Source organism: Pedobacter sp. (assembly GCF_039594775.1).
Lineage (GTDB): Bacteria > Bacteroidota > Bacteroidia > Sphingobacteriales > Sphingobacteriaceae > Pedobacter.
The window spans coordinates 689403-715397 of the sequence record NZ_JBCNMT010000001.1 but is presented as its reverse complement, the minus strand read 5'-3'; the positions used below and the strand labels follow the sequence as shown (position 1 = coordinate 715397).

General features: G+C 39.0%; 16 protein-coding genes. 3 read left to right on the top strand and 13 right to left on the bottom strand.

What is annotated here, in order from left to right; genetic code table 11:
* Positions 1 to 2: 2 nt before the first annotated feature.
* Positions 3 to 329 carry a 2Fe-2S iron-sulfur cluster-binding protein gene (locus ABDV71_RS03130; RefSeq protein WP_343530966.1) on the top strand — a complete coding sequence of 109 codons (327 nt, stop codon included), beginning with the start codon at positions 3 to 5 and terminating at the stop codon, positions 327 to 329.
* Between the two features lie 73 nt (positions 330 to 402).
* Here the strand turns inward: ABDV71_RS03130 and ABDV71_RS03125 are convergent, their stop codons facing one another.
* On the bottom strand, positions 403 to 2091 hold the full coding sequence (locus ABDV71_RS03125) for a S41 family peptidase (protein ID WP_343530965.1): 1689 nt from the start codon (positions 2089 to 2091) through the stop codon (positions 403 to 405).
* A 92-nt stretch (positions 2092 to 2183) separates the two neighbouring features.
* The gene (locus tag ABDV71_RS03120) at positions 2184 to 2399 is read right to left on the bottom strand and encodes a hypothetical protein (protein WP_113647703.1); all 216 of its coding nucleotides are present in this window, start codon (positions 2397 to 2399) and stop codon (positions 2184 to 2186) included.
* A 154-nt stretch (positions 2400 to 2553) separates the two neighbouring features.
* Here ABDV71_RS03120 and ABDV71_RS03115 point away from each other — a divergent pair, with 154 nt between their 5' ends.
* Positions 2554 to 2901 carry a hypothetical protein gene (locus ABDV71_RS03115; protein WP_343530964.1) on the top strand — a complete coding sequence of 116 codons (348 nt, stop codon included), beginning with the start codon at positions 2554 to 2556 and terminating at the stop codon, positions 2899 to 2901.
* Positions 2902 to 2972: 71 nt separating this feature from the next.
* Here the strand turns inward: ABDV71_RS03115 and ABDV71_RS03110 are convergent, their stop codons facing one another.
* The 10 genes from ABDV71_RS03110 to ABDV71_RS03065 form a co-directional block, all read right to left on the bottom strand.
* Positions 2973 to 4973: a SusD/RagB family nutrient-binding outer membrane lipoprotein gene (locus ABDV71_RS03110; RefSeq protein WP_343530963.1), complete on the bottom strand. Its 2001-nt coding sequence runs from the start codon at positions 4971 to 4973 to the stop codon at positions 2973 to 2975.
* A 12-nt stretch (positions 4974 to 4985) separates the two neighbouring features.
* Positions 4986 to 8141: a SusC/RagA family TonB-linked outer membrane protein gene (locus tag ABDV71_RS03105; RefSeq protein ID WP_343530962.1), complete on the bottom strand. Its 3156-nt coding sequence runs from the start codon at positions 8139 to 8141 to the stop codon at positions 4986 to 4988.
* A 318-nt stretch (positions 8142 to 8459) separates the two neighbouring features.
* On the bottom strand, positions 8460 to 9443 hold the full coding sequence (locus ABDV71_RS03100; RefSeq protein WP_343530961.1) for a phosphodiester glycosidase family protein: 984 nt from the start codon (positions 9441 to 9443) through the stop codon (positions 8460 to 8462).
* 18 nt (positions 9444 to 9461) lie between these two features.
* Positions 9462 to 10262, bottom strand: coding sequence for a DUF4397 domain-containing protein (locus ABDV71_RS03095; protein WP_343530960.1), 801 nt, complete (start codon positions 10260 to 10262; stop codon positions 9462 to 9464).
* A gap of 17 nt (positions 10263 to 10279) precedes the next feature.
* The gene (locus ABDV71_RS03090) at positions 10280 to 11881 is read right to left on the bottom strand and encodes a SusD/RagB family nutrient-binding outer membrane lipoprotein (protein WP_343530959.1); all 1602 of its coding nucleotides are present in this window, start codon (positions 11879 to 11881) and stop codon (positions 10280 to 10282) included.
* 5 nt (positions 11882 to 11886) lie between these two features.
* Positions 11887 to 14964 carry a SusC/RagA family TonB-linked outer membrane protein gene (locus ABDV71_RS03085; protein WP_343530958.1) on the bottom strand — a complete coding sequence of 1026 codons (3078 nt, stop codon included), beginning with the start codon at positions 14962 to 14964 and terminating at the stop codon, positions 11887 to 11889.
* 436 nt (positions 14965 to 15400) lie between these two features.
* Positions 15401 to 16846, bottom strand: coding sequence for a family 10 glycosylhydrolase (locus tag ABDV71_RS03080; protein ID WP_343530957.1), 1446 nt, complete (start codon positions 16844 to 16846; stop codon positions 15401 to 15403).
* A 93-nt stretch (positions 16847 to 16939) separates the two neighbouring features.
* Complete coding sequence (locus tag ABDV71_RS03075; protein WP_343530956.1) at positions 16940 to 18373, bottom strand: DUF4623 domain-containing protein; 1434 nt, start codon at positions 18371 to 18373, stop codon at positions 16940 to 16942.
* A gap of 34 nt (positions 18374 to 18407) precedes the next feature.
* On the bottom strand, positions 18408 to 20216 hold the full coding sequence (locus tag ABDV71_RS03070) for a RagB/SusD family nutrient uptake outer membrane protein (RefSeq protein ID WP_343530955.1): 1809 nt from the start codon (positions 20214 to 20216) through the stop codon (positions 18408 to 18410).
* Positions 20217 to 20233: 17 nt separating this feature from the next.
* Entirely contained in the window at positions 20234 to 23644 is a 3411-nt protein-coding gene (locus ABDV71_RS03065; RefSeq protein ID WP_343530954.1) for a TonB-dependent receptor, read from the bottom strand.
* Between the two features lie 257 nt (positions 23645 to 23901).
* On the opposite strand from ABDV71_RS03065, the gene ABDV71_RS03060 reads away from it, so the two are divergent.
* Positions 23902 to 24648, top strand: coding sequence for a DeoR/GlpR family DNA-binding transcription regulator (locus tag ABDV71_RS03060; RefSeq protein ID WP_343530953.1), 747 nt, complete (start codon positions 23902 to 23904; stop codon positions 24646 to 24648).
* Between the two features lie 42 nt (positions 24649 to 24690).
* On the opposite strand, the gene ABDV71_RS03055 is transcribed toward ABDV71_RS03060, so the two are convergent.
* Positions 24691 to 25992, bottom strand: coding sequence for a RagB/SusD family nutrient uptake outer membrane protein (locus tag ABDV71_RS03055; protein WP_343530952.1), 1302 nt, complete (start codon positions 25990 to 25992; stop codon positions 24691 to 24693).
* Between the last annotated feature and the right edge of the window lie 3 nt (positions 25993 to 25995).

The window sequence follows — 25995 nt, the reverse complement described above, 5'->3', positions numbered from 1 at the left end:
AGATGAGCGATATCAATATTACCGTTGAAGACAGGGAAGGGAACGTAACTGATCTGATGGCCCCTACAGACATGGGCCTTAGTTTAATGGAATTTTTAAAAGCCAGCGAATACGATGTATTGGCTACCTGTGGGGGTATGGCGCTATGTGCTACCTGCTGTGTCGATGTGCTTGAGGGAGAGGAAAAGCTAAATGAAATGAGTGATGACGAATATGCTATGCTAGATACGCTACCTGATCTTTTGCCTAACTCGAGACTAGCTTGCCAAATTCAACTAAAACCTGAAATGGAAGGCTTAAAAGTAAGATTACATGCTATGGATTACTAGTTAATTCCAGTAACTATAAAAAAGGGGCATACAGATTGTATGCCCCTTTTTGTTGGAACTATCGCCTTAAACGCTAATTTTCTTCGTTTCCGGATAGTTTAGCGCTACCTATAGTTTTATAAGCACCGTCGCCTTTTAAAATAGCCAGCATTTGGTTTTGGTTACCAAACAGTGATTTGGCCTTGGCAATCTCATTATCATATTGGAATGATTGTTCAATCCTTCCCTTTTCGTGAAAATAGCGGCTAATGATCTGTGTTTCCAAGGCTCTTTTAATCTCGGACTTATGATTGATCAAATCGTTCTTTTTTGCTCCAGTCATTTTTACCTTTAATGCCTCTAGGTCTGCTTTAACTGCCGCAGTTTTGTTCTCCCTTTCTGCTTCGGCCTTCAAATCATTTAACAGGCGCTCTGATTTTGAAGTATAACTATAATCCTTATTGGCCAAAGAGGCTACAAATTGGCTATACTGAGCATCGCTGATCTGGAAGTCCTTTGCTGTAACTACCTTATTTGCCTTTTTAAACTCATTGGCATAATCAAAAAACAAGTTTCTGTTAAACAACGTTAGGGTAACAGGGCTATATTTCACGGGATCTACCACTACATCTGGAAAAATACCATTTCCATCGTATACCGTTCTCCCTGCTTTTGTACCAAAAGCTTTTAAGGTACTATCGGCAAATTTACCAGCTGTACCATCTTGTTTTTTATGGGCATAATCCAATGCCTGTATGCATCGTCCCGACGGTGTATAGTACTTTGCTACAGTAACCTTTACTAAGCTGTTATAAGGCAAATTAAAGGTTTGTTGAACCAAACCCTTACCGTAACTGCGCTGGCCCACCACAATAGCTCTATCTAGGTCCTGCAGGGCACCCGCAACAATCTCTGATGCTGATGCTGAAGTTGCGTTAATTAGAACCACTACGGGAAGGTTTGGCGCAATGGCTGGAGCGATGGTTTTATAGGTTGCGCTTTTCTCTGGATTACGGCCTTTTTGGCTCACCACCAGCACATTTTTGTCGACAAAAAGATTCACGATTTTAACCGCTTCCTGTAAGATGCCTCCCCCATTATTACGCAAATCTAAAATAAGCCCCTTAGGCTTTTGTTTCATGATGTTTTCCAGTGCGTCCTTTACTTCCTGTCCAGAGTTCTCCAAAAACTTATCTAAACGGATATAACCCAACTGCTCATCTAACATACCAGAATAGGAAACATTGGGCTGTTTAATTTCTTCTCTTACCAACGATTTATTAATAACGGCACCATCTCTCAGCAAAGTAAGGCTAACAGGTGTTCCTTTTGGTCCTCTTAACAGCTGGCTAATTTGCGCTCGTTGTTTACCGGTAGTTTCTACCCCATTAATCTTTACAATCTGATCGCCCGGGCGTATATCTGCCTTTTGAGAAGGGTAACCTTCGCTCACTTCATTCACGAAAAGCTTGCCATCAATGGTTAATGTACCAGCACCAATACCACCATACTGCGTACTCACATATTTTAATTTGTAGTCTTCAATTTCCGATTCGGGCACATATTCTGTATAAGGATCCAAGCTGCCCAACATGGCGTCGATACCGTTCTTCATCAGTTCTCCTGCGTTCGTTTCCTCTACATAGTTAATATTGATTTCCTTATATAGGGATGCGAAAACATCCAAGTTTTTAGAGACTTGGAATAAATCTTCCTTAAAGGCTAAGGTAAGCGAGGTAACGGCTAGGACGGTGCACAAAAGTGCTATTTTTACTTTTTTCATATCGCCAATGTTTAAACAGCGCTCTTTTTAAAACCGGTTGTTTTAAAGAATGCGAAAAGTAAATTTACTAAAAAAGAATAAAATAGAAATGATTATAGCCTGTTTCCGTCTGGATCAGCCAAAGCTTTACGAATGGTAAACTCGATATAGGCATTATCCCTGTTTACTAACTTGGCCAATTGTTGTACCAGTTGGTCTTCCTGCCCAGGAGTAAATGGAATTTCTACTGCGGCCAACTCGCGATATTTCCTTAAAAACTTAGTTTTTACTTTGTTCCAGCTCTCAGTTGTAAGGGTAAAACTTGCCATAATTAGAATTTTGCGTAAAGTTAGGGAATTTATTTGTTTTTACACATTTGAAGGGAACAACAGCATTGCGAGTGAAGCAATCCACAATATAACTACTTGTCTTTTAAATAAATATTTACTAATTTGATATTAATCGTTAACTAAATTAAACATCATGAAAAATTTAATCATTAAAGTATTTCTGATTACGCTCCTGTTTTCGGCGACATCTTTTAAAAACAAAATGAGTACCGGCTATGTTACGTTAGAAGTTAGCTACATGACCGTGATGGGTGGACAGGCTACCGTTTATAACACGGATACCAACACCTACTATTACATCAATGCCGTAGATACCTATGGATCAGAAGAGGTTCCTTATGGCAATTACCAACTTGTTTCTGCTGGCACCAACTCATGCAACCCGCCACTTATCCACAGTGTCACCACTTCTACAGGATATACGAGTTTTACCATTGACGACACCAATCCTTCGTTCACCATTTTTGCGAGTTGTTATTAAGCATATTCTAAAAAAGCAAAAAGCCCCGAAAATTCGGGGCTTTTTGCTTGTATGACCATTATATTCCAAAGTTACTTCAAATAACCTTCATATTCCTGATCTGTCGCACAATCCCACCACACTGGCAAAGACCATATAAACAACTGATTTACATTTGGATTTACAGCAAGCGCGTTTGCTGAGTTATACTGTAATTCTAAAGTAGCTGGCAGCCTCCAACGACGCATCCAATATTTTGGGTCTGTTTTGGCACCTCCAGTTAATTCTGCCGTACCTGTAAATAGCGGACCTCTATCATATCCTGGATACACCACGCCAAAACCACCAATATTACCTGCACTATAATTAAAACGACGCATATCGTTCCAATTCTCTAGACTACATCCCATTGCAATATATTTTTGCAACATGATATCACGCATGGTTAAATCGCCAGCATTTTGGGCCACCGCAGCACTCGCTAAATAACTTGTGATATCGGCCTGGTTCATTGGTTTCATATCAGGATTGGTAGTTCCATAAACACTTTGCCATTCATTCAATTTAGCTTGCATCATATTGAGATGAGCTTCAATTCCCTTTTTATAAGCTAATTGAGCGGCCCCTGTAGCTCCTTTACGCATTTGAACCTCTGCTTCAATAAAACACATCTCATGATAGGTTAAAACTTCAAAATCAGAAACTGGACGTGTTTGAAATGATCCCGTTGAACCAACAACACCTGCGGTATATGCTTGCGTATTAACATACCAATTGACGTCAGTTTGAGGTTGTGCCGGATTTCCTGAAGTAGCAATCGCGTTACTTCTCAAATTTACATAGGCGGTGTCTCCTGCCAATATATAGTTGGTACTATTGATATACATTGACCCCGCTCGATAAGTTACTGTAACATTGTTTCCTGAAACCGTGTAAGTTTTTCCTTTTGCCGCAAGATCCGCGATGAAAGTTGCGCGATCAGTAGCATTAGCAATTGGATAGGTAATATTGGTATTTGCAGTTGCAAAAGAAGGTAAAGCAATTGAAGTTGCCGTAGATTTTAACAACCGGGTAGCTGGACCGTATGAATCAACCCCAATAGAACGGGTCCAATCATAGCTTTGAACCCTTCCGTTACCGTCTAATTTCACATTGGTCATCATTGCGGGTACAATTTTAGTCATTCTAGGATCTACAATGCCCGTACCGCGCATATTTGTCAACAAGTTATAGTAGAATTGGGAAACACGTTGATTGTTTCCATATGCTGCATAATTAAAATTCCCATTGGTAACCACTGGGTCACCAATTAAATAATCAGTAACCATACTATTGTTAAGACCTGGCAAGATAGCATTGTCGGCATTAGATTGTGGCCCTTTTGACAAGCAATATAAGATTGAATCGGCATTATACAAATCCGATTTCTTCGACAGCTTAAGCATATATCTAGCTTTTAGGCCCCAGCACAATTTAATCCATTTATCTACATTTCCTTTGTGCATCATATCGCCGGGCGTTAAAGCTGGCGCTCCCACTTCCTGCGTTTTACTAAATAAGCTAATCGCCTCATTTAGCTTAGCCATACACCCGTTATAAATGGTTTTACCTTTATCGTATTTCGGGCTAGGATTGCCATAAGTCGCATCAGTATAAGGCATTTCCCCATAAAGATCTAACATTTGCATAAATCCCAAAGCATGAAACACATTGGCTGCAGCCATATAATGATACGCCCCTTTGCTTTTAGCAACGTCATACATATCAATAAGATTTGAAGAAACACCTACAAAAAATGTCTGGTATGGTGTTGTGGTAAGGCCGGCTACAGGCTTCCATGTAGTTGTTACCGAATTCGTATTGGCACTGTTACTATAATATACACCGGCCTGAGCTGCTGTACGGAAATTGGTAACCCCAGCAGAATACATGTAAAAATGCTGTATCCAAGGCAATCTATTTTCCAATAACACACTTTTGTTATTTGGGTTATCTTTATCATCATTAACATCCAACCATTTTTTACAAGATGTTAAACCAGCTACCAGCGCCAAGGCTAGCATTATATTTTTGATATATTTATTCTTTTTCATGAGCTGTCCTAATTAAAATTTAACATTTAATCCAAATGTAAAGGTAGCTACGGCCGGAACCCCAAGATAATCTATACCTGTTGAGCCCGAACCTCCAGTTCCACCAGCAGCACTTACTTCTGGGTCCATGCCTTTATAGTTTGTCCAAGTTAGCAAATTGGTACCTACCGCTGTAGCAGACAACCCTTTAATAAATTTAACTTGTTTAACCAAACTGCTAAAATCATAAGACAACGTTACGGACCTTAATTTTAACCAGTTAACATCTGTTATGAAATTATACGAATTAGCTGCATAATTTGCCCAATAACGTTGAATCATTGCTGTTCCAGCAACAGTGGTGGCACCTATGGTATAGTTCTTGCCAGCTTCATAAGTTTGTGAAAAGTCTGCACCTGTTGTGCTATTTACACCTGTTACTGTTACCGACTGCCTATCATTGAGCAAAGTCTTCTTACTTAAACCATTTGAAACTAAAGCATACTCAGTACCGTTAAATATTGCGCCACCTTTTCTGATATCTAACAATACCGATAGTGATAATTTTTTATAACGAAAAGTATTATTAATACCTCCGATAAAACTTGGTTCACGATTACCTACAATTGGATTATTGTTATTTACCCTATATAAGCCGGTAGTTGGATCAACTTGGTAACGTCCGCCAGGAATTTCTTTACCATTACCATCTAATTCACGATAATAAGATTGGCCTGTCATCCCAAGGAAAAAACCACCATTGGGAATAGAAGCCGCCTTTACCGTTCCAAATTGGGCATCTGTTGGATAGAAGTAAGATACTCCCGGCAAGAACTCCCCTAATCGACCTTTATTATATGAAAAATTCAGCATTACATCCCACGTAAAATCTTTTTGATCGATTGGCTTACCACTTAGGGCAACTTCCATACCTTTATTAATTACAGAACCGGTATTAAGCGAACTCAAGATAAAACCTCCTGCATTTGACAAGCGTGGTTGCGCAATTTGATTTTTAGTTTGACTATGGTAATAGGTATAATCCAAACCAATTCTCCCTTTAAGGAACCTAAATTCACCCCCAATTTCCCAAGACCTTTGAATTTCTGGCTTAATTACAGGATTACCTGCGGTATATTGATTTCCAACCGCAGTATATGAACCAATAATATAAGGTGGATTTACATAAGTTAATGTAGAATAAACATTCGCGTCCTTACCTACTTGTGCCCAACTTGCCCTGATTTTACCATAAGAAAGAATATCATTTTTAGGCATCAACTCTGTAAATACTACCGAACCACTTACAGAAGGATAAAAATACGATCTATTTTCAATTGGCAATGTCGATGACCAATCGTTACGCCCCGTAACTGTTAAATAAGCAAAGCCTTTGTAAGAAACACCTGCTTCTCCAAAAGCACCCAACAAACGTCTTTGTGTTGACCTATCGGTAAAGAACTTATTGGTATTGGCGATGTTATTTAAACTAATTGTTCCTGCAGTAACAAAACCGTATCCCCAGTGGTTTTGAGTTTGGGTTTCCGTATTCTCAGTAGTAGCTCCCAACATCAAATGGGTCTCGAAGTCGCCAAATTTTTTGTGAAAGTTATTCATTACTGTAGTTGTCAAAAACGAATAACCTACATCATTTTTACTTAAACGTCCATTTTGATATAGGGGTGCAAGAGCCGATCCTGGTGCGATATAGGTATAATCATCTGTTGTATGTTGATCATAACCTAAACGAGCAGTTAAATCCCACCATTTTGCTATATTATAGTTAGCACTAATGCCTCCGGTAATACGTTTAGTCCTGGAAGTTAATTCGTTTTGATTGACAATCCAATATGGATTATCCATATCACTTTGCAAATCTAATGTTGCCGCATACGGTCGGTATTGACTTCCATCAATATTGATATAATTTCTAACATCAAAAATGGTTGGCCAATTATACAGGGCTCCCATACTTCCTACGCCACCTCCACCGTACAATCCCGCAGTGGTTAAAGTTCTATCCATATCAGCGATGGAATAAGCAATATTAGCGTCTACCGTTAATCTTCCAAATTTCTGTTGACCATTTAAACGAAAAGTTGTTTTGTTATAACCAGTATTAGGAACAATTCCAGACTGATCAAAATTAGATGCGGATAAAAAGAATGTTCCATTTTTTGATCCTCCAGAAACATTGATGTTATTATCAAAAACACCTGCATTTTTAAAAAATGTCCCTATGTTGTCATAAACAGTATTGGCAGAGGTCAGTTTTTTCCCCCATGAGGTATATGAATTCAAATCATCAAAAACCCCATTTGTGGCATAAGAGCCAACCCCGAATTCAGTTTGAACTTCTGGCAATTTATTAGCCCAAGATGTACTTAACCTGGTACTATAATTAACATTTGTAGAGCCTTCGGAGCCTTTTTTAGTAGTAATAATAATTACACCATCAGCTGCTCTTGAACCATACAATGCTGCTGCTGCTGCACCCTTTAACACTGATAAATTTTCAATATCTTCAGGATTGATATCCATCACCCTATTAGAGTAAGTGGTATTGCTACGAGATAATCCATCAGTTCCTGTATTGCCCGTACTTGAAGTTGAGTTATCGTAGATAATGCCATCTACTACAAACAACGGTTGATTTTGCCTTCCTTCAGAAGTAGAATTACCCCCTCGAATAGTAATAGAAGCTCCAGCTCCAGCGGATCCTCCAAATTGCGTTACATTAACCCCAGGAACTTTTCCCACTAATGAATTGACAACGTTGGTGTTCTTGTTCTTCATCAATTCTTCCGCATTTACTTCAGATACCGAATATCCAACCGCCCTTCTCTCTTTTTTGATACCTAATGCCGTGACAACCACTTCTCCTAAAGCTTGGCTATCAGAGGCCAAGGCAATATCTATAACGTTCGAAGTGCCCACTACCTTTTCAGCAGTTTTCATACCCAGATAGATGAACTGTAGCACATCGCCTTGATTTGCCACAATGGAATAAGTTCCACTGGTGCTTGTTTGAGTTCCATTGTTTGTTCCTTTGATTTTCACAGATGCACCTGGTATTGGCATCCCGTCATCTGCAGAAGTTACTTTTCCTGTAATCGTCTTTTGCTGAGCCATTGCTTGAATGGCTAAAAAGAATGAACACAGAAATAGCGTGAGTAATCCTTTTTTCATGAACTGTTTAGTTAAGTTAATAGTTGGTTGATAATGTCAAGGCAAAACTGCATTTACACGCATCTTAACCTTATAGTAAATATATGCATTGTTTTTTTATCAAAAGAAAAAAGCTATAAATCGCAAATTCACGCATATACACAAAAGCCTCATCAATTTTGAGGTGAAAATAATTTTCTGGAAAAAAATACGATAAAACGACAAAACCCCTGCTAGAAATAGCGGGGTTTTGTCGTTAATCCTCTTATTTGAAGTATCAAATTCAGTAAAAAGGCATGATATAAAAACGCCAAGTTTTAAGGCTTGGCGTTTTTAATCTTATTTACTTAATACAAAGGCTAAACCATTTGCTACCAATCTTTCGGCTGGTGGCGAGTTTCGGACAGACCAGGTATTTGTGCCTGCATTTTTTATAGCCAATGTTGATGAGGTAGCTCCATCGAGACTAATTCCATCAACCACCCCAAGAGAAAACAGCACGTCTCTTGTATCATTTAGGGTTAGGCCATTAGAATACTTGGCTTGCCTGCCATCAACAACCAGGGCATAAAGAATTTTCCCAGAAGTATAACCAACAGCCGTCCTTGCATCAACGCTAACATCGGTACTTACTGTTTTCACTCCATTATCCACCAGCCAATTATTGCCTCCAACAGCTTGAGCTACTTGAGTATAATCGATATTACGCAAAGCGTTAGTTCTATCTTTGCCTCCTATTTTTAACGATCTGTCTTTATAATAAGCTAAAAACACCTTTCCGCTACTCGTAAGCGTTGCATTGGTTACCGTTTTTCTAGCTGTTCCATTTACATAGAATACTGTAGTTGGTTCTCCTGTTGAGGTATTAAAAACATCTCCGTTTATTGCAGCAACGATATCAGTTCCTGCGGCCTGATTATCTCTACACATTTCAGACACTCGCTGAACTCCCCAAATCAAATCGTTGTATGCAGACATTGCTTGCAAAGACAACTTTGGGTTGTTCATATCAGCTTTTAAAATAAACATCTTTACAGGCAATCCATCTTTTCTATTAAAAACAATCTGAGTTTGTGTAACTCCTTCGGCTACTGTACTTGTTTCGTCAGACACGAATTTGTCTATTACTGTTGAACCAGCCTGTATTGCCTTGGTTATTTCGGTAAGATCATTATCTACTACCACCGGCGGGTTACCTGTAGTATCTCCGCCAGGATTTTCGTTCTTTGACTTTTTGCATGAAAATAGCAATGCAAATATCAATATGCCAACGATGCTTCTTGCACCCGGTAATGGCATTTTTATTTCGAAAAATTTCATCATTTTGCTAATGCTTTAAAGCTATCTAATATGGAAGAAAGAGACATAGGGTTTTTCCGTTGCTGAGGTCAACCCGGCATAACCATGTGCATACACTGTATAAGTCCTTTGATTCAGCAGTGTACTTGCACTAGTGTAATTTGCTAGTACAGTAGCAGCAGTTACCGGGTCCCCGGCTTTCCTTATTTTCCAAGTACGTGCAGAATACCTATTGAGTGTAAAATATGCTCCGGCACTTAAGTAACCTACATTTGGTGCAACCAGTACATCTTGAGTATGTACCGTAGCACTTTGTCCATAGTACAAATCTACAGCAGGCACATTAGGCATAAGATTAACGAAACGGTACGTAGCATAGCCAGAATCAGGCATCAAGAAATTTTCTTCCGTAAGCAAATGTTTGGTACTTGCCGAAGTATCCGCAAAATGAATAACATAACGTTTTCCTTTTCCTATGTTTACATTAGCAGCATATAATTCAACAGAATCCATACCATTTTCTTTTTTAAATGGCACTGCTATGGATATCCTCACCAGTCCCGGATCTATGGTCAGATAGTCTGCACGAACGTCACCTCTGGTATTATATCCTCCTCCTGGAAATGGGGTTCTATTTTGAATTTTTGAGGTTACTCTTTTTCCATTAAATCTAACAATTACAAATTTGTCGTCCCTATAAGGACAAGCATAGTTTATTTTAATTATTGGTTGGTCTTCTGTCACTTTAACAACATCACCGTAGTCTATAAGATTTTTCTCACACCCTGTAATTAATAAGGCGAAGAAACAAAATGCGACTATTATTGAAATTCCATTTTTCATGATTTCTTATTAAAAAGTTATTCTCCAGGTTTACTAAACCAAGTTTCCTTTGTCATATAATCTCCATCTAAAGCTCCCCAACGATTAAGCTCTGCTTCATTCCAGATATATTCTGAATTATATCGAGGTCTTATTCTGTAGGCATACTTACCATTATTAACGGCGGCCAACTCAGTTGAGGACATTTGATAGTAGGTTTTAAATACTGCAGGATCGTAATGATACTTGCGCAGATCGCACCATTGTTCTACACCTGCCCAACCCCATTGCGCAATGTATTTTTGCTGCATAATGTCGGCAATTGTTAAATCATTCGGGGTTTGAGCAACTTCTGATGAGCCCATATAAGCGGTTATTTCAGCAGCTGTTATTACTGGTGCCGGTGAAGAACTAGCTCTACCATAAGTATTGATAAAATCCATATGGGCTCTAATTGCATTAAGATATGTAGTATGTGCGGAACTCTTATCTCCTTTTTTGAAATAAGCCTCGGCCTTAGCAAACTGTAATTGAGAGTAGCTCATTAGTGGATATCTGGCTTTATCTGCAAAGATGTACCAACCTGGATAGGTAGCACCCGCGCCACTTGGCAAAGTTCCTAATGCGTGTGGAGCATTATAGGCAGAGTTGGCTTTTCCAGCTACTTTTCCTCTGTAAATACCGCTGGCACCTGCTATAGGAACAATCATCCGGGTTAACCTAGGATCTATTGAACTTGTAGCGTCTGGTGTAGCTGTACCCCTAACACCTCCTGTTAACAAATCAACTATAGGTTGACCTATCCTACCATATGCTGTTGAGGTAATGATGCTGTATTGCGTGCCAAAAGGATTCCCATCGGATGAATTACTCGCCGTAAAAAATATCGTTGGATCTTCTGAAGTATTTGCGAAAGCTAAATCTGTGTACTTGATTACGCTATCTGCATAGTGGGTAACAAATTTATCTTTATTAACCAAGTGGCTATACTGCAATGCCAAGTTTGCATATACAAACTTCTTCCACTTGTTCATATCACCACCATAAATACCGTCGCCCGTAACACCTCTTAAAAATGTACTTTGATTGGTTGGGCTTTCCATATTCAGATATTTAATTGCCAAATTGCTCCATTCTCTTACCTTAGCATAAACATCAGGTTGATCTTGATATTTATAAAAAAGTGTATTTGGTTTAAAAGCCTCGTCCAATATAATCGGTCCATGATAATCTGTAGTGATTTGATAAGCCCAAGCTTTAATTGCATATCCAATTCCCACGAACTCGTATTTCTGCTTTGCTAGGCCGTCCTTGATCATCTCTTCTAAGTTTAGGCCAAGGTTAACATAAGTCATTCTCCAAATAACCCCACCTACATCACTAGAAGCGGCATAAGTATGACGCTCCCACACATCTGAGGCTTCTTGGTTCCCCCAGTTTTGCGTAATTTTAAATAAAACCCTGTAGTCTTGACTTGTACCATTTGCCATTTGGAAAATAATTGGCGCCATCAGAAACTCGGCCTTGGGCTCTTGAGGGTTTGTTGGATTGGTATTGATGTCTAAAAATTTCTTACAGCCTGTCGCAAAAACACACGCTATAATCAATAACATCCATTTATATCTTAATATCGTTTTCATAACCATTATAATTTTAAAGCTAATCCGAAATTCATTCTAAGTGGTCTACCCATATTTCCGAAATCTATACCGAAACCACCAATACCTCCCAATGATGGGTTGTTAGAATTACTCTCTGGATCCATACCTGAGTAATTTGTGAAAAGAACAACATCTGTAAATGTTACGAAAGCTGAAATTGATTGAAATGGCAACCTACTTACAAATTTTTTAGGCAACATATATCCCAACCTAATATCTCTCAATCTCAACGTGTTGATACTTCTTTCTACAAACATTTCTGCCGCAACGGTGCTTGAATAAAATAATGAGTTAAAATAAGGAGTAACTGCAATAGAGTTCGGTGTAGGAGTCGCTGTGTTCTGCATTCCATCATTCAATACTCCCACAACAATTCGAGGTTGCTCTCTATCTAAAGTTTTAGTGCTAATGCCTCTGGTGTAATTCACATATTCTGTCATATTGAATACATCTCCGCCAACACGTAAATCCCATAGGAATGACAAGCTAAAGTCTTTGTAAGTAAAATTATTTACAAAACCTAAAGTAAATTTAGGGGTTCTATCTCCAATCGGGCTATATCTTTCAGCCGCTGTGGTATAAGGTAACCCAGTAGCTGGATTGATCAATACTTGCCCTGCATTATTTCTTGCTAACTTTCTTCCTCCAATAGATCCGGTACTAGATCCAGGAAATGCAGAGGTTCTAATATCAGAATACCAAGCGTCAGAATCATAAAGCTCTGGTAATTCTTCAGCTAATGAAAGTACTTTTCCTCTATTGAGTGTATAATTCAAAGTAGATCTCCAGGTAAAATCCTTTTTCTTAATAGGTGTACCAGTAAGCTGAATTTCAATTCCTTTATTCTCGATTTCTCCACCGTTCATCAGCTTAAGCACAAATCCACCTCCATAGCTCAATCTAGGATTAATGATTTGGTCTTTACTTCTTAAACGATATACTGTAAAGTCAAAGCTCAACCTGTCTTTAAGAAAGCCCATTTCTAAACCCGCTTCCATATTTGTTGTCGTTTCTGGCTTCAAATCGGGATTTCCCCCATAATAGCCATAAGCAAAACCTCCACCAGTTGCCGAAGAGCCTTCGAAATTAGATTTCGTAGCATAGGTTCTCCAAGGTTCTTTACCGGTAAGTGCAATTGAACCTCTTAATTTACCAGAGCTTATCCATTTATATTTTTTAAACGCTTCTAAATCTGTAAAATTGAAGGCGAAACTACCTGAAGGGTACATAAAATAAGGATCATTAGGCATTAACCTAGAGGCCCCATCTGCCCTGCCCGATAAGGTTAGGTACAAAATAGATTTATAGCCCAATACCGCTTGGGCAAACATACCCACCCCTCTATATCTATTGCTCCTGGTTGCAGCCCTTTGAGTAGTTAACAAAGTATTATTGATGCTATAGAAATTCGGCTCATAAAAATTTTGTCCATACTGGGAGTTTGTTTCTATGTTAACATCGGAAACTGTAGCCCCTATGATGTAAGTATTGTTAAAATCACCAAAATTATGTTTAGCACTTGCAGTTAAAGAGCCATTAAATGTTTTTGATAATCTTTCATATATTGTCGCTTCACCGCCAGTAGGTGCTGTGGCAGAACCAGAACCAGCATAAGACTGAGGATGGAAGAATGACGTTCCAGTAGTGGATGAAATATCTGCACCGAAAATCCCTTTAATGGTTAGCCACTTGGTAGGGTTTAACTGCAAATCGGAGTTTAAAATCACCCTGTCAGTTTTATCATTTTTAAGATTTTTGTAAACTTCCCAAAATGGGTTGTCAAACTCTGAATAAATTGTACCTACACGCAGTTTACGATTGCCCTGCTCATCAATCCAGTTGTTGATATCAAATCTCGACGGGAATCTCAATAACGACATCAAAAATCCAGATTCGCCTTTTGTTACCTTATCGTTATCTGTGTTGGTATAATTAATTGATGTAGTGACCTTGAATATTTGGCTAATATTTGCAGTACTTGTTAATCTTGATGAAATTCTACGATATCTTGTATTTGGAATAGTTCCTTTATTGTCAGAAAACTCATTAGACCAACGATAAGTATATTTATCACTACCACCTTCTAAAACAACGTTGTGTCTTTGCGTAAAACCAGTTTGAAAAAATTGATCAATATTGTTATAAATTTTTGTGCCTTCTGGATATCTTGGACCATGGTATAACGTAGTTAATCCATCATAAACACCATTTTGCCCCGAATTATATACTTGCTGAATTTCCGGAAAATTCAATTGTTTTTCGATGCCAAAATTATTATTGTATGAGATAGAACCCTTTCCAGCTTTAGCTTTCTTAGTTGTAATCAATATCGCTCCGTTAGCTCCTAAGTTTCCGAACATCGCCGTCGCTTCCGGTCCCTTCATAATTACATAGCTCTCAATATCAGCAGGGTTAATATCAGCTCCCCTATTGGTATAATCAGATTCCCTGTTTGGCGTATTTGTTACTAAATCGCCTTCATTCAAAATAGAGTTGTCTATTGGCAACCCATCAACTACAAATAGTGGGCTATTATTCCCGCTAATTGATACAAAGCCCCTTAATACGACTTGCGAAGAAGCTCCTGGATTTCCAGAGGTAGGATTTACAGAAAGTCCAGGCACCCTCCCTTGAAGTCCATTAAAAAAGGCTTCCCTTTGGGTATCATTCACTTCATTTCCATCTACCTTAGGTGTTGAATAGCCTAATGACTTTGCGCTACGCTCTACACCATAGGCGGTTACAACCACCTCGTTTAAAGCCTTACTGTCTGGGTTCAATACGATATTAATCGTTGTGACCGCTTCCACCTGCTGTTCTTTAGTGACCATTCCTAAATAGGCAAACTGCAAAACATCGCCTTTATTTGCCTTAATAGAGTAGATTCCTGCAACGCTTGTCTGTACCGCAGTGGAGGTACCTTTGAGTCTTACCGTTGCTCCCGGTATAGGTTGTCCATCCTCTGCCGAAGTTACCCTACCGGAAATGGTAACTTGCTGTGCAACTACTGGCAGAACGAATAGAAAAGCCCCCATGAACAACATGAGTAGTTTTAGTTTCATAAATTTGTTTGGTTAATAGTTAATTGTTGTTTGTTTGGACTTGTTAAAAAAACGCATGTTTACGCATTTTAAACAAAGCTTAAGTAAATATAAACAAATGTTACCCGTTAAAAAAAGAACATTTTAACAAATTTTAACAAAAACCAATTTTTTTCTTGTAAAACCCCGCAATAATGCGCAAAATCGAAAGACAAAAACTAACTCCCTATGTTTCAATCTAAAATAAAACATAGACAAGGCTCAAAAAAGCCCTGATATCTACGTGATCAGTGGGCTTTTCCACCATATTACGAATACGTACCCTAAAAAAGTAATTGGTATCGGATTGGATGAGGGCTTAAAGTGGTTGTTAAAATTCAATTGCAAAAAAAAGCAGCCATGAACTTGGCTGCTTTTCTTATATCGTATCCCTCAAGAGGGCAAAAATTAAACTATTTTATTTCTTTTCAACTAAATCAGATGGCTTACTCTCTTGATTATCAGTATTTATAGTTGAAACTGAATAATGTCCATTTGTACTAGCCGAAATAGTATTTGCTTTAGTGATAGCTAATACTTTTCCCTCTTTCTTTAAATCAGCAAAATAATAAACCACTGACCTTACGTTTCCGGAAGTATTCCATTTCAGCTCTCCGTTTTCTATTCTAACGTTAGTGGCGGCGGCCGGGGCTGGAGCTACAGCACGGCCTATAAATGGCATAACAGCTGGATCTTTGTAAATAGATGCCAGTTTATCAGTAATACCAACTTTATTAGAGTTAAAGTACTTAGCGCTATATTGGGCGTTTCCAACAACCTTTTGGTTGAGCTTAGTCAAATCAAACTGCCTTTGTAACTCTCCAGATGATTGGAAAGCAGCCGGCATAGTTGCATCACCAAACTTATAAAAACCGTGGCCCACCATTAACGCTGCTTTATAGCTATTATTGGTCCATTCGGCTAGGCGTAATTGGAAATCATTATATTGATTGCCAATTTCTTGATATAATTGAGGAATTACCACGTCTACCCAACCTTGTTGGTTCCATTTCTTAACATCGGCATACAAGGAGTTGTAGTTTTTATTGATATCTGGAGCTGGCGAAACCGAAAATATAACCCCTGGCTTAGTTGCCACAATTTCGTCGTACACCCCCTTAATTGCTTTATTAACGTTTTCTCTCCTAAACTCTTGAATTGAACTTATCCCTGCTCCGTATTTTTGATAGTCGGCCTGATCACTAAAAGTTTCTCCTTCCGGATAAAAATAATCGTCGAAATGTATACCATCCACATCATATCTGGTTATCATTTCTTTGACGATATCTACCAATCGCTGCCTAACTTCGGGCAACGCGGGGTTATATATCTGAATTGTCGGAAAATCCAACACCCAGCTAGCATTAACTGTTGAATGAAGTGCAGGGAATGTGCCGCCAGCAGCACGAGTTGCTATTCGATAGGGATTCATCCAAGCATGAAACTCAATATCCCTAGCATGTGCCTCATCAATCATAAATTTAAGTACATCATATCCTGGGTTTACACCTCTAGTACCAGTAATGGCCGCACTCCAAGGCTCATAACTCGAGCTGTAAAACGCATCGCCCATTCCCTTTACTTGAAAATATATGGTATTGATGTTTAGCGCTTTGAATTTCTCTAAATAGTCTATATACTGTTGCTTCTGATTTTGCACATTATACACGGTTTGTGGCCAGTCTAAACCCCAAACCGTAGCTACCCAAACTGCTCGCACTTCTTTTTTAGGGAAAATAGGAGTCCCGCCGCCCGTTACTGGCGGATCAACGGGCTCTGGTGTTGGCCCGTCACTTTTCTTACAGGCATTTAAAAATACTCCCAATGCCAGCACCATTATGAGGTGCACTCGGATTTTTTTCATTGAACTTAATTTTATACTATCTAATTTGGCTAACGAACCCACTATTCGAGTGAGTTCGTTTAGCCGCTATACAATCGCTTATTTTACAATAGTCTAAATATCCGAAGCTACCTTTTTGCCAAATTCAAAAAACACAAACCCTGCATCACTTGCACCTGAGTAAAGCACTAAAGTTTCATCTTTACCTTGTCCATCTTTCTTCACATAAAATCCTGTCTGCGATGCTGGCGAAGTATTTACAGGCCCCATCAATGAATAATTGAAAACAGGTGTTGCTGTAGGAAGGTTATTCAAGTTAGTTAATGCGTCTTTTACCGTTGCGCCTTTCGTGATATCATAAACCATAAAATTAGTGGCCTCTGATCCAGTTCTTGCCGCAGTAGTCACAATCAAATAGCGCTCGCTATTAAAGTTTACGATACGAGCATCTGAGCCTCTTACTGGAATAATAGTTCTGCTCATAGTAAATGACGCTGTTCCTCCATCTGATACTAAAGCCACAGGCGCATCATGACCAGTAAATAAATATTCAGCAGTATTACCAATCCGGTTGTATGACGTCCAAGATCCGGCACCAGCAACAGGAATATTAAAAACGGTTGGGTTTGTTACGGCGGTATAGTTTGCCACGTCAAATCTTAAGATTTTAGTACCGGCATTATCACCAAAGAAGAAGAAACCATTTCCTTGATCATCTAAGCTAGCCGAGAAATTATCTCCATGCCTAACACCTGCGTTGGTAATAGTTCCCACGTTTATATTTGCAATTACATCAGGGGCAGCACTTGGATTAGTCCAATGATAAATTTTTAAAGGACTAGCTGCAGTGTTACCAGAAAGATTTACAACATAGGTATGTCCATTTACCTGAGCTCCCATGTTGGTGATAAAAGTTCCCTGAGAAACTCCGGTCATGTTTAACATAATTTTATTAATTACACCAGCTTTTAAATCATCCACCTTGAGTAAGTGAGGAGCCTCTCTTCTCACTACCAGTACATGTTGTCCATCAAATCCGCTACCTCTGGTTAATGCACCCGTAAAGGCATCGTAAATTGGATTTCCCAATGGATTACTAGTAAAGTCATAAGTTGTCCCTTTTTCAAAATCAGCTCCAAACACTGGCACTTTTAATCGCAACTTCACCAAATACTCGCGAAAGCGAGGTGAGTTCATCACTTTCACCACAATTACTTTTTCTGTTTGTCCCTCCTCGAACGTTACTGGATAAACTTCTTGCTCTAATTTAGCTCCACCGGATACCGCGGCTTCAAATTTTAGCTTTGAGAAATCAGTCTCAGGCTCTATTCTTGGGAAAGATACTGTTTTCTCATCTTCATTAACCACTCCTTGTAGTACGGTTGTACCGTTTGCCCCAGCGTTCACTATTTTAATAGAATTTAAAACAGTAGCATTTGAAGAGGTATCACGTGGCCCTGGCAAATCGTCTTTACAAGAGGTTATGGCTAGCAACCCAATGAAAGTTGCCAACAACCTTACTTTTGATATTTTATATAATAGTTTCATATTATAATTACCTAATATTTTGAATATATAAATTTTAATTCTGTGGCCAACCCTGAGTTTGTTGAAGCTTGTAACCTCTTGCCTTATAATCATCCATTTGAACGGTGCCAATTGGCGTTAGATACGGGTTGATATTAGCCTGATTGATAAATGGTAAACGGCCAACATTTGCCAAGTTCTTGTAAAAACCAGTCATGGCCGCGGCATTGGTTCCGTTATAAACCGTTTCAGTACCATTTGTACTCACTACAGCAATTTTGCCTACGTTTGCAGCAGTCAAAACAGCCGGCAGTTGTGTTTGGAAATTAACCCAGCCCCCAGTAATTAAATCAGTGTTCAGGTTATTATCCATATATTCCAATTTAGACCATCTTCTTAAATCTGCTAAGCGGAAAATTTCAAAGGCAAACTCCATTCTACGCTCTCTTCTAACTTCCCATAACAAAGCTGAAACCTGTGGATCTCTATCTGGATCAGCCGGAAGCGCTGCCAAACTCAATGGAGCAGTTTTTACCACCCCTTTAGCTACAGCTTCAGGTGCCAAAGGTCTATTTCTAATTTTATTGATGGATTTATCGATATCAGCTTGTACAACTACAGCGCCACCCAAATTATCCAACTCAACCTTAGCTTCTATCCAATTCAATAGCACCTCTGCATAGCGCAACACTGGAGCGTCCGTTTCATTTTTATCGCCAGTAAATTCAGGGGGCATACCCAATAAATCTACCTGAGTACGCTTTTCTACTTCACGAGGTAAAAACTTGGTAATGTAATAATATGAACCTGTATTTAACAAACTAGGCTTACTATAAAAAGTTGCTTCAAATCTAGAGTCACGTGTTACGATCATATTATCTAGATTAAAGGACGCAGCTGCAGGAGTTGCATTCTGCCATACCTGGCCGTTGCTAAGAATGTACGACTTTAGTAAATCTGAAGTAGGGCCATTAAGCGTAGATTCTGCCAAATTGCCATAAGATGCAATAGCGTGGGTAACGCCGGCCGCCGGGTCGTAGTTTCTATATAACACGCACTCTTTGTTTCCTTTTAGCTCTTTTGAAGTAAAAATGGTTTTGTAGTCGGTATTAATATCATATTTACCACTAGAAATTACCAAATCAGCCGCCTCAACAGCTAATTCTAAGAATTTTTTAGCTTGAACATCATTTTTATAATAATATTTTTGCCAAGTACCTTCGGTTAAGGCAATTCTGGAAATGAAACCGGCTACCACATACCTATTTACATTTTGGTCGCCATCGTCCAAACGAACGTTTTGCATGGCAAATTTCATGTCATCATAAACGGCATTCATTACCTCGTTACGGGGCGTCCTAGGTTTGTATAACTCGTCAAGTTCTGTATCATATACTTCTCGTGCATAATAGGGTACGTCTCCATAGCTTTGAACAAGTTGTGAGTACCTAAAAGCTCTAAAGAAACGTCCAATTCCTGTCCAATGGTTTTTTGCAGCAGGCGTTAGCACACCAGACATTTTGGTTTCTATCCTGTCTAACATGATATTGATAGAGCGAATGGTAGAATAGCTCCAAATACCGCTGTTAGGTACGGCACGAGTAAAATTCGGCTGATTTCCTCGAACCACCATATCGTCTGTATTGGTAAAACCTACCAATGGCGCACCAGTAGTTGTATAGCCGTCACCGTATCCTGTAAAAAAATCTGTATAGTATTTATTAGCGTAAAGACGTAATTTCTCTTCACTCGTCCAAGCTGTTTCGTCTGTTTCGCTAGTCAAAGGCGGGCGATCTAAAAACTTTTTACAGCCTGCAGAAACAATCACGATAAAAACGAATATTATTTTAAATGTTATTTTCATTTCTTTCTTCCATTAAATTAAAAACCAACTTGAATACCTGCTGAGGCCGACTTAAATGCAGGATTTGAAGTACCCGTACGACCCAAGTTATAATTTCCACCAGTACGCAACATAGAGACACCAGAAATTGCTTCCGGATCTATTGGCAAACCTCTCAAATTATCAAAGGTTATGAAATTTTCTAACGAAACGTATACCCGTGCATTTGCCACTTTTATTCTTTTAAGTATAGAAGCTGGCAGTTCATAGCCCAAAGTAATGTTCTTTATTTTTAGATAAGACATATCCAGCATGTATTTACTTTGAGTTCTCATTACATAACCTTCATCTGCTCCATTCATATTCCAAGCTCTTGGATAGAAGGCATCGGTACGATCTGGTTTCCAATAATTTTCAGCAATAGCTTGTGGCATAGCTCCTTCTTTTGCAAAATAACCTGGTATCGCTAATTGTCCACTACCCCAGATCTTTCTTTCGCCCACACCTTGGAAGAACAATGACAAACTAAATCCTTTATAATCTGCACCTACACGGAAACCATATTGATATCTCGGTGTTGTATTTCCAATTACTACTCGATCCCCTGGATTACCATTAGTTCCATTTCCAGCATCAATATAACCATCACCATTCACATCCAGGAACTTTACATCACCAGGACTAATCAACATGGTCTGGTTACCATCCTCGAAATACGTTTGGTAAACAGGATTACTTCCAACGAGTTTATTGGTTCTCTTGCTAGTTCCATTCCAAACAATATTAGTTTGTACAAAATTGCCATTGCTGTCATAAACGAAATCGTCTTTCTGATATAAACGATCAGTAACAAAGCCATAAACATCGCCATATCTTCTACCTGTAGAGAAAGCATTACTCAACAATCTATTTTCCCATGGCATTTGATAGTCGGCACCTTTTGTAATGAAAGTTACCGCATCTGATAAATTTGCATCAAAGCTCAAACGCAGTCCATTCCCAAATTGATGGTTAAAATCTAAATTCAGCTCCCATCCGCGAGTTCTTAAGTCTCCAAAATTACCTTGAGGAGCGGTGGCACCATAAGTTGCAGGTAAAGCATCACCAGCAATAATCATATCCCTGGTATAACGTTGAAACACCTCTGCTGTAAGACCCAGTTTATTATTAAAGAATCTAAAATCAGCTCCTATATTAATATGCTCTATATTCTGCCAAGAAATATCACGGGAAACTGGAGTTGGGGTTCCCAATTGATAAAAAGGAATACCGCCAGTGTTTAACCATGAATTTTTAACGATACCCATTTGCGGTATATATAGAGAATTAGACACTGATTGATCTCCAATGAAACCCCACGAAGCACGAAGTTTTGCAAAACTCATCACTGGGTTCAACTTCGTCATAAAATTCTCGTTAGAGATTACCCAACCCCCAGAAACCGAAGGATAAGTTCTCCATCTTAAATCCGCCGGAAATTTTGAAGTCGCATCACGTCTTACACTTGCTTCAAAGAGGTACTTGTTATCAAATGAATAATTAACCCTTCCAAAAAAACCAACCTGAGCATCCCAATTAGCTGTTCCTCCAGAAGTTTCTGTTCCTACAGCAAAGTTAAATTGAGGATTTTCATTGTTTAATAGATTATTTCTTGTAGAGTATTGGCTAGAGAAATCATAACCAACAATATTGCTACCTACCATGAACTTAAACTGATGCTTATTCAGTGCCAGATTATAATTAGATAGGATATTAAATGTATTTCTAATTGACCTAAAATTCTCCTGAGAGAAATAGGTGTTTGCCTTTACAGTATGATCGGTTAAAGGAAACTGGTAAGCAGGCATACCGCCAGTAGTGGTTGGATTACCGTTCTCATCCACATATACTTGAGCACCATTGGAGTCCCTAAGCGCCTCTACACCATACCAATGTGTACGGCCTTGCACATAAGGAACAGATGCTGTAGACAAATTATTCTGTGTACTGTAGGCATAGTCTGCTTGAATATCCCAAGCTTTAGTTAAGTTAAGAGTTGCTCCTACATTCAAGTTCAAGAACTTTTCATCGCGAATTTGGTCATTAGACATTCGAGCAGAAAACGCAGGATCTATAATATCGTTGCCATTCTCTTTCACTCCTATTGGAAACAAACGACTCCAACGATATAGGTACAACCACGGGTCAGCAGCAAAAGCATCGGCATTTAATGAATTGGGATTTCTTTTTGTTCCTGCTGCATATCTTACACCTCCACGAAGCGTAAAATAATCCGTCACCTTAGTAGATAGGTTTAATGATGGCGTAAACCTTCTATAATCATCATGCTTTGCAGGCTTCATCATACCCTCTTGCCCTAAATACCCTATACTTAAATTGTAATTTGTATTTCCGCTCTTCCCATTTAAGCCAAGGTTGTGCATATGCGACATCGCATTATCCTTTATCATGGCCGCTACAGGGTCATAAATTCTATAGCCAAACTTTTGCGCTCCATCCCAATACCAGTCACGCCCGTAAACCACAGGGTCATCGTTACCTATTGTACCACCGTATTTTGCTTGCCATTCTTTAATTTTTTGGAAGCTTGTTCTATCGATACGCCAAAAACCACCAGCTGGTCCTGGCTGCCTCATGTTTTCATGAGCATCCAAAGTATACTCTAAACCATCTATTCCAGCGATATCAAGTTCTTTAAAAGGGGATTGCAACACTAAATTGTTAGAATAAGTAACTTTAGTTCCAACTGCATTGGCGCCCTTTTTCGTAGTAATTAAAACCACACCGAAGGCGGCTTTTGAACCATAAATTGAAGTTGAGGCCGCGTCTTTCAACACACTAATCGTCTCTATATCGTTCGGATTCACATATTGCATGCTTGGTATCTCAACATTATCAACCAAAATTAAAGGTTGTGAAGAACCTAATACCGAACCTACTTGACCACGGATTCTAATAATAGGATCCGAGCCCACTTCACCACTAGGCACCACAACCGAAAGTCCAGGAACGGCACCTTGCAAACCTCTGGCTGCATCAGGAATTGGACGATTACCAAATACCTTCTCTACATTAACAGAAGTTACAGCCCCAGTCAAGCTTTCTTTCTTTTGTGTACCAAAACCGACTACCACCACCTCATTAAGACCTTCGGAGTCTTCAACTAAGGCAATATTTATTGTAGTACTACTTCCAACTACACGTTCTTGTGTAGTCATACCGATATAGGCAAACTGAAGCACATCTCCCTGATTAGCTTTGATGGTATAGACACCGTCGTTGTTAGTTTGGGTAGCGCTAGCACCTCCCTTCACTCTAATTGTTGCACCCGGAATAGGCAAACCATCTCCTGATGAAGTTATTTTCCCCGTTACTGTCACCTGCTGGGCTACAGCATTTACCGCGACAAAAATAACACTCAACAAAAGCATGAGTAGTTGTCTTTTCATAAATTTTAATTTGGTTTATCGTAAAATTAGTTGCAAACTAAAAAACGCATATTAACGCATTTTTTATAAACATACAGTAAATATCATATTTTTATTTAAACAAACCAACACATTGTAACAAAAATTTAACATAAAAGAAGTATTTTCAGACCAAACTCCGCAAAAATCCGCATTTTTTTCTTGTTCAAATCTGCAACAATTAACAATTAAAAATATTTTTTACTACCTTGAACCTATCAAACATCTGATAATAAGAAATGTTAAAAAAGGAAAGACATAACATCATCATGCGCCAAATCAACTTGCACAACCGTGTATTAAGCTCCGATTTGGTGGAATTATTAAATGTATCAGAAGATACCATCAGGAGAGATTTACAAGAGCTCGCCGATGACAATTTATTGAACAAAGTACATGGAGGAGCGCTCTCTAAATCTTATCAATCGTCTTTTGACGACAGCAAGGTTTACGCCAAGGATGCCAAAATCAGTATTGCTAAAAAAACGGCATCGCTAATTAAGGACGGCATGGTGGTTTTAACTGGAGGGGGTACTACTGTAATTGAATTAGCTAAGCAATTGCCACAGCACTTGCATGCCACTTTCATTACCATTAGCCCTTTGGTTGCTGTTGAATTGGCCAAATACGAAAAAATAGAGGTCATCTTAATTGGCGGCTTATTTGCAAAAAACTCGCAGATCAGCTATGGAGGCCATGTGATTAGTCAATTGGCCGACATTAGGGCCGATCTTTGTTTAATGGGGACCAGCGCCTTACACCCTGCCGATGGAGTTACCGATACTGATTGGGAAATCAATCAGCTGAAAAAGGCGATGATTGCCTCTTCTAAGAAAACCGCTATCCTATGTATCTCAGAAAAATTAGGGATTACGTTACGTTTAAAAGTAGCTGGTCTAGAAAACATTAGCTATCTGGTAACTGAATTAGACCCTAACGATGATATGCTAAAAGCTTACCAGGCGAAAAACCTACAGATTATATAATCACTAGCAATAAAAAAGGAGGCAGAAGCCTCCTTTTTTATTTTAGAATGCCGGGTTAGGCGGCGTATTCGTGTTATTATCTCTCTCTTGGAAAGGATACGGCATAAAGCTACGTTTCATTTCCGCAACCGGCCTTCCAAACCTACGCATATCCTCTAGTTTCAATCCAGAAGCAAACAACTCGATACAGCGATGCTTGTAAATTAGCTCTAACAATTGTGGCTGAGTGTAAGTACCTGTTAAAGCTGGCAGGTTTGCATTCACCCCAAAGACGTCATTATTTTTTGTTACTACTTTATTAAGCTCAGTAAGCGCACTGTTTAGATCTGGTGTGGTTTGACGTGCATAAGCTTCTGCCTTTATCAAGATGATTTCTCCCGGCAAGAATACAGGGATAGAAGTAATCGTTGTTTGAGAAAACCCCTTCATTCTCAACGTCGGCGGATTAGTACCAGTAGCCTTCCATTCCGTATAAAAAGGAATCCGTTTATCCGCTGGGTCTGGCAATAATGCTCCACTCAACCCTAGATTTTCATCAGTAGGCTGAAAAACATTATTTGAAGAAATAATGGTGTTAAGCACATTTGGATTCGCATTGTCAAAAGCAAAAGACACGCCAGTACTAAGCGAAACAGCATTTGCCTCTGTTAATGCCAAAGCATATTGTCCGCTAAACAATGCGTACCTTGCTTTTAACGCATGTAGTGTATTTACAATATTCAAGTCCGGAACCGTACTACTAAATTGTGCAGAAATAGGATTAGCTGCAATTTTAGCTAATGCATTGTCTATCGCAGCGATCGCAGCCTTATAGCCATCAACCCTATCTACAAATGGCACATTTTTACCTATCGTTACTGGTACTTTTTGCCAAAAAGAAGAAACATTCCCCAAAGCTAGCGCCTTAAATATGGTCACATACCCTATCAAACCAGATGCATAGCCTTTATCGCCCAGTTTTTCGGCACCTGAAATCACTTTGTTACTCTCGTCGACTACCTTATAGGCTGTTGCCCACATATTGAATAAAATCGTATTAGTTGCGTCAACGGCACTACCACCCGTACTTAATTGTAGCTCTGGAATATTTCCGGCATTTAACAACTTAAGTTCATTACTAGAGAAACCAGATGCGGCGATTGAATTAAATATCACACCCGTTCTAGCCAAGGTATAAGTACGCTGCACGCCCACCGCAACAGCAGAAAGTGCCTGGCTCCCATTTAGTGCATCATCGATTTTCACTCTAGAGGGGTCTTCGAAATCTTTCTTGCAAGCAGTAATACTTGCGAAAGCTAACAGGCCAAAAGCGATATATATTGAATTTATTTTTATCTTTTTCATAAT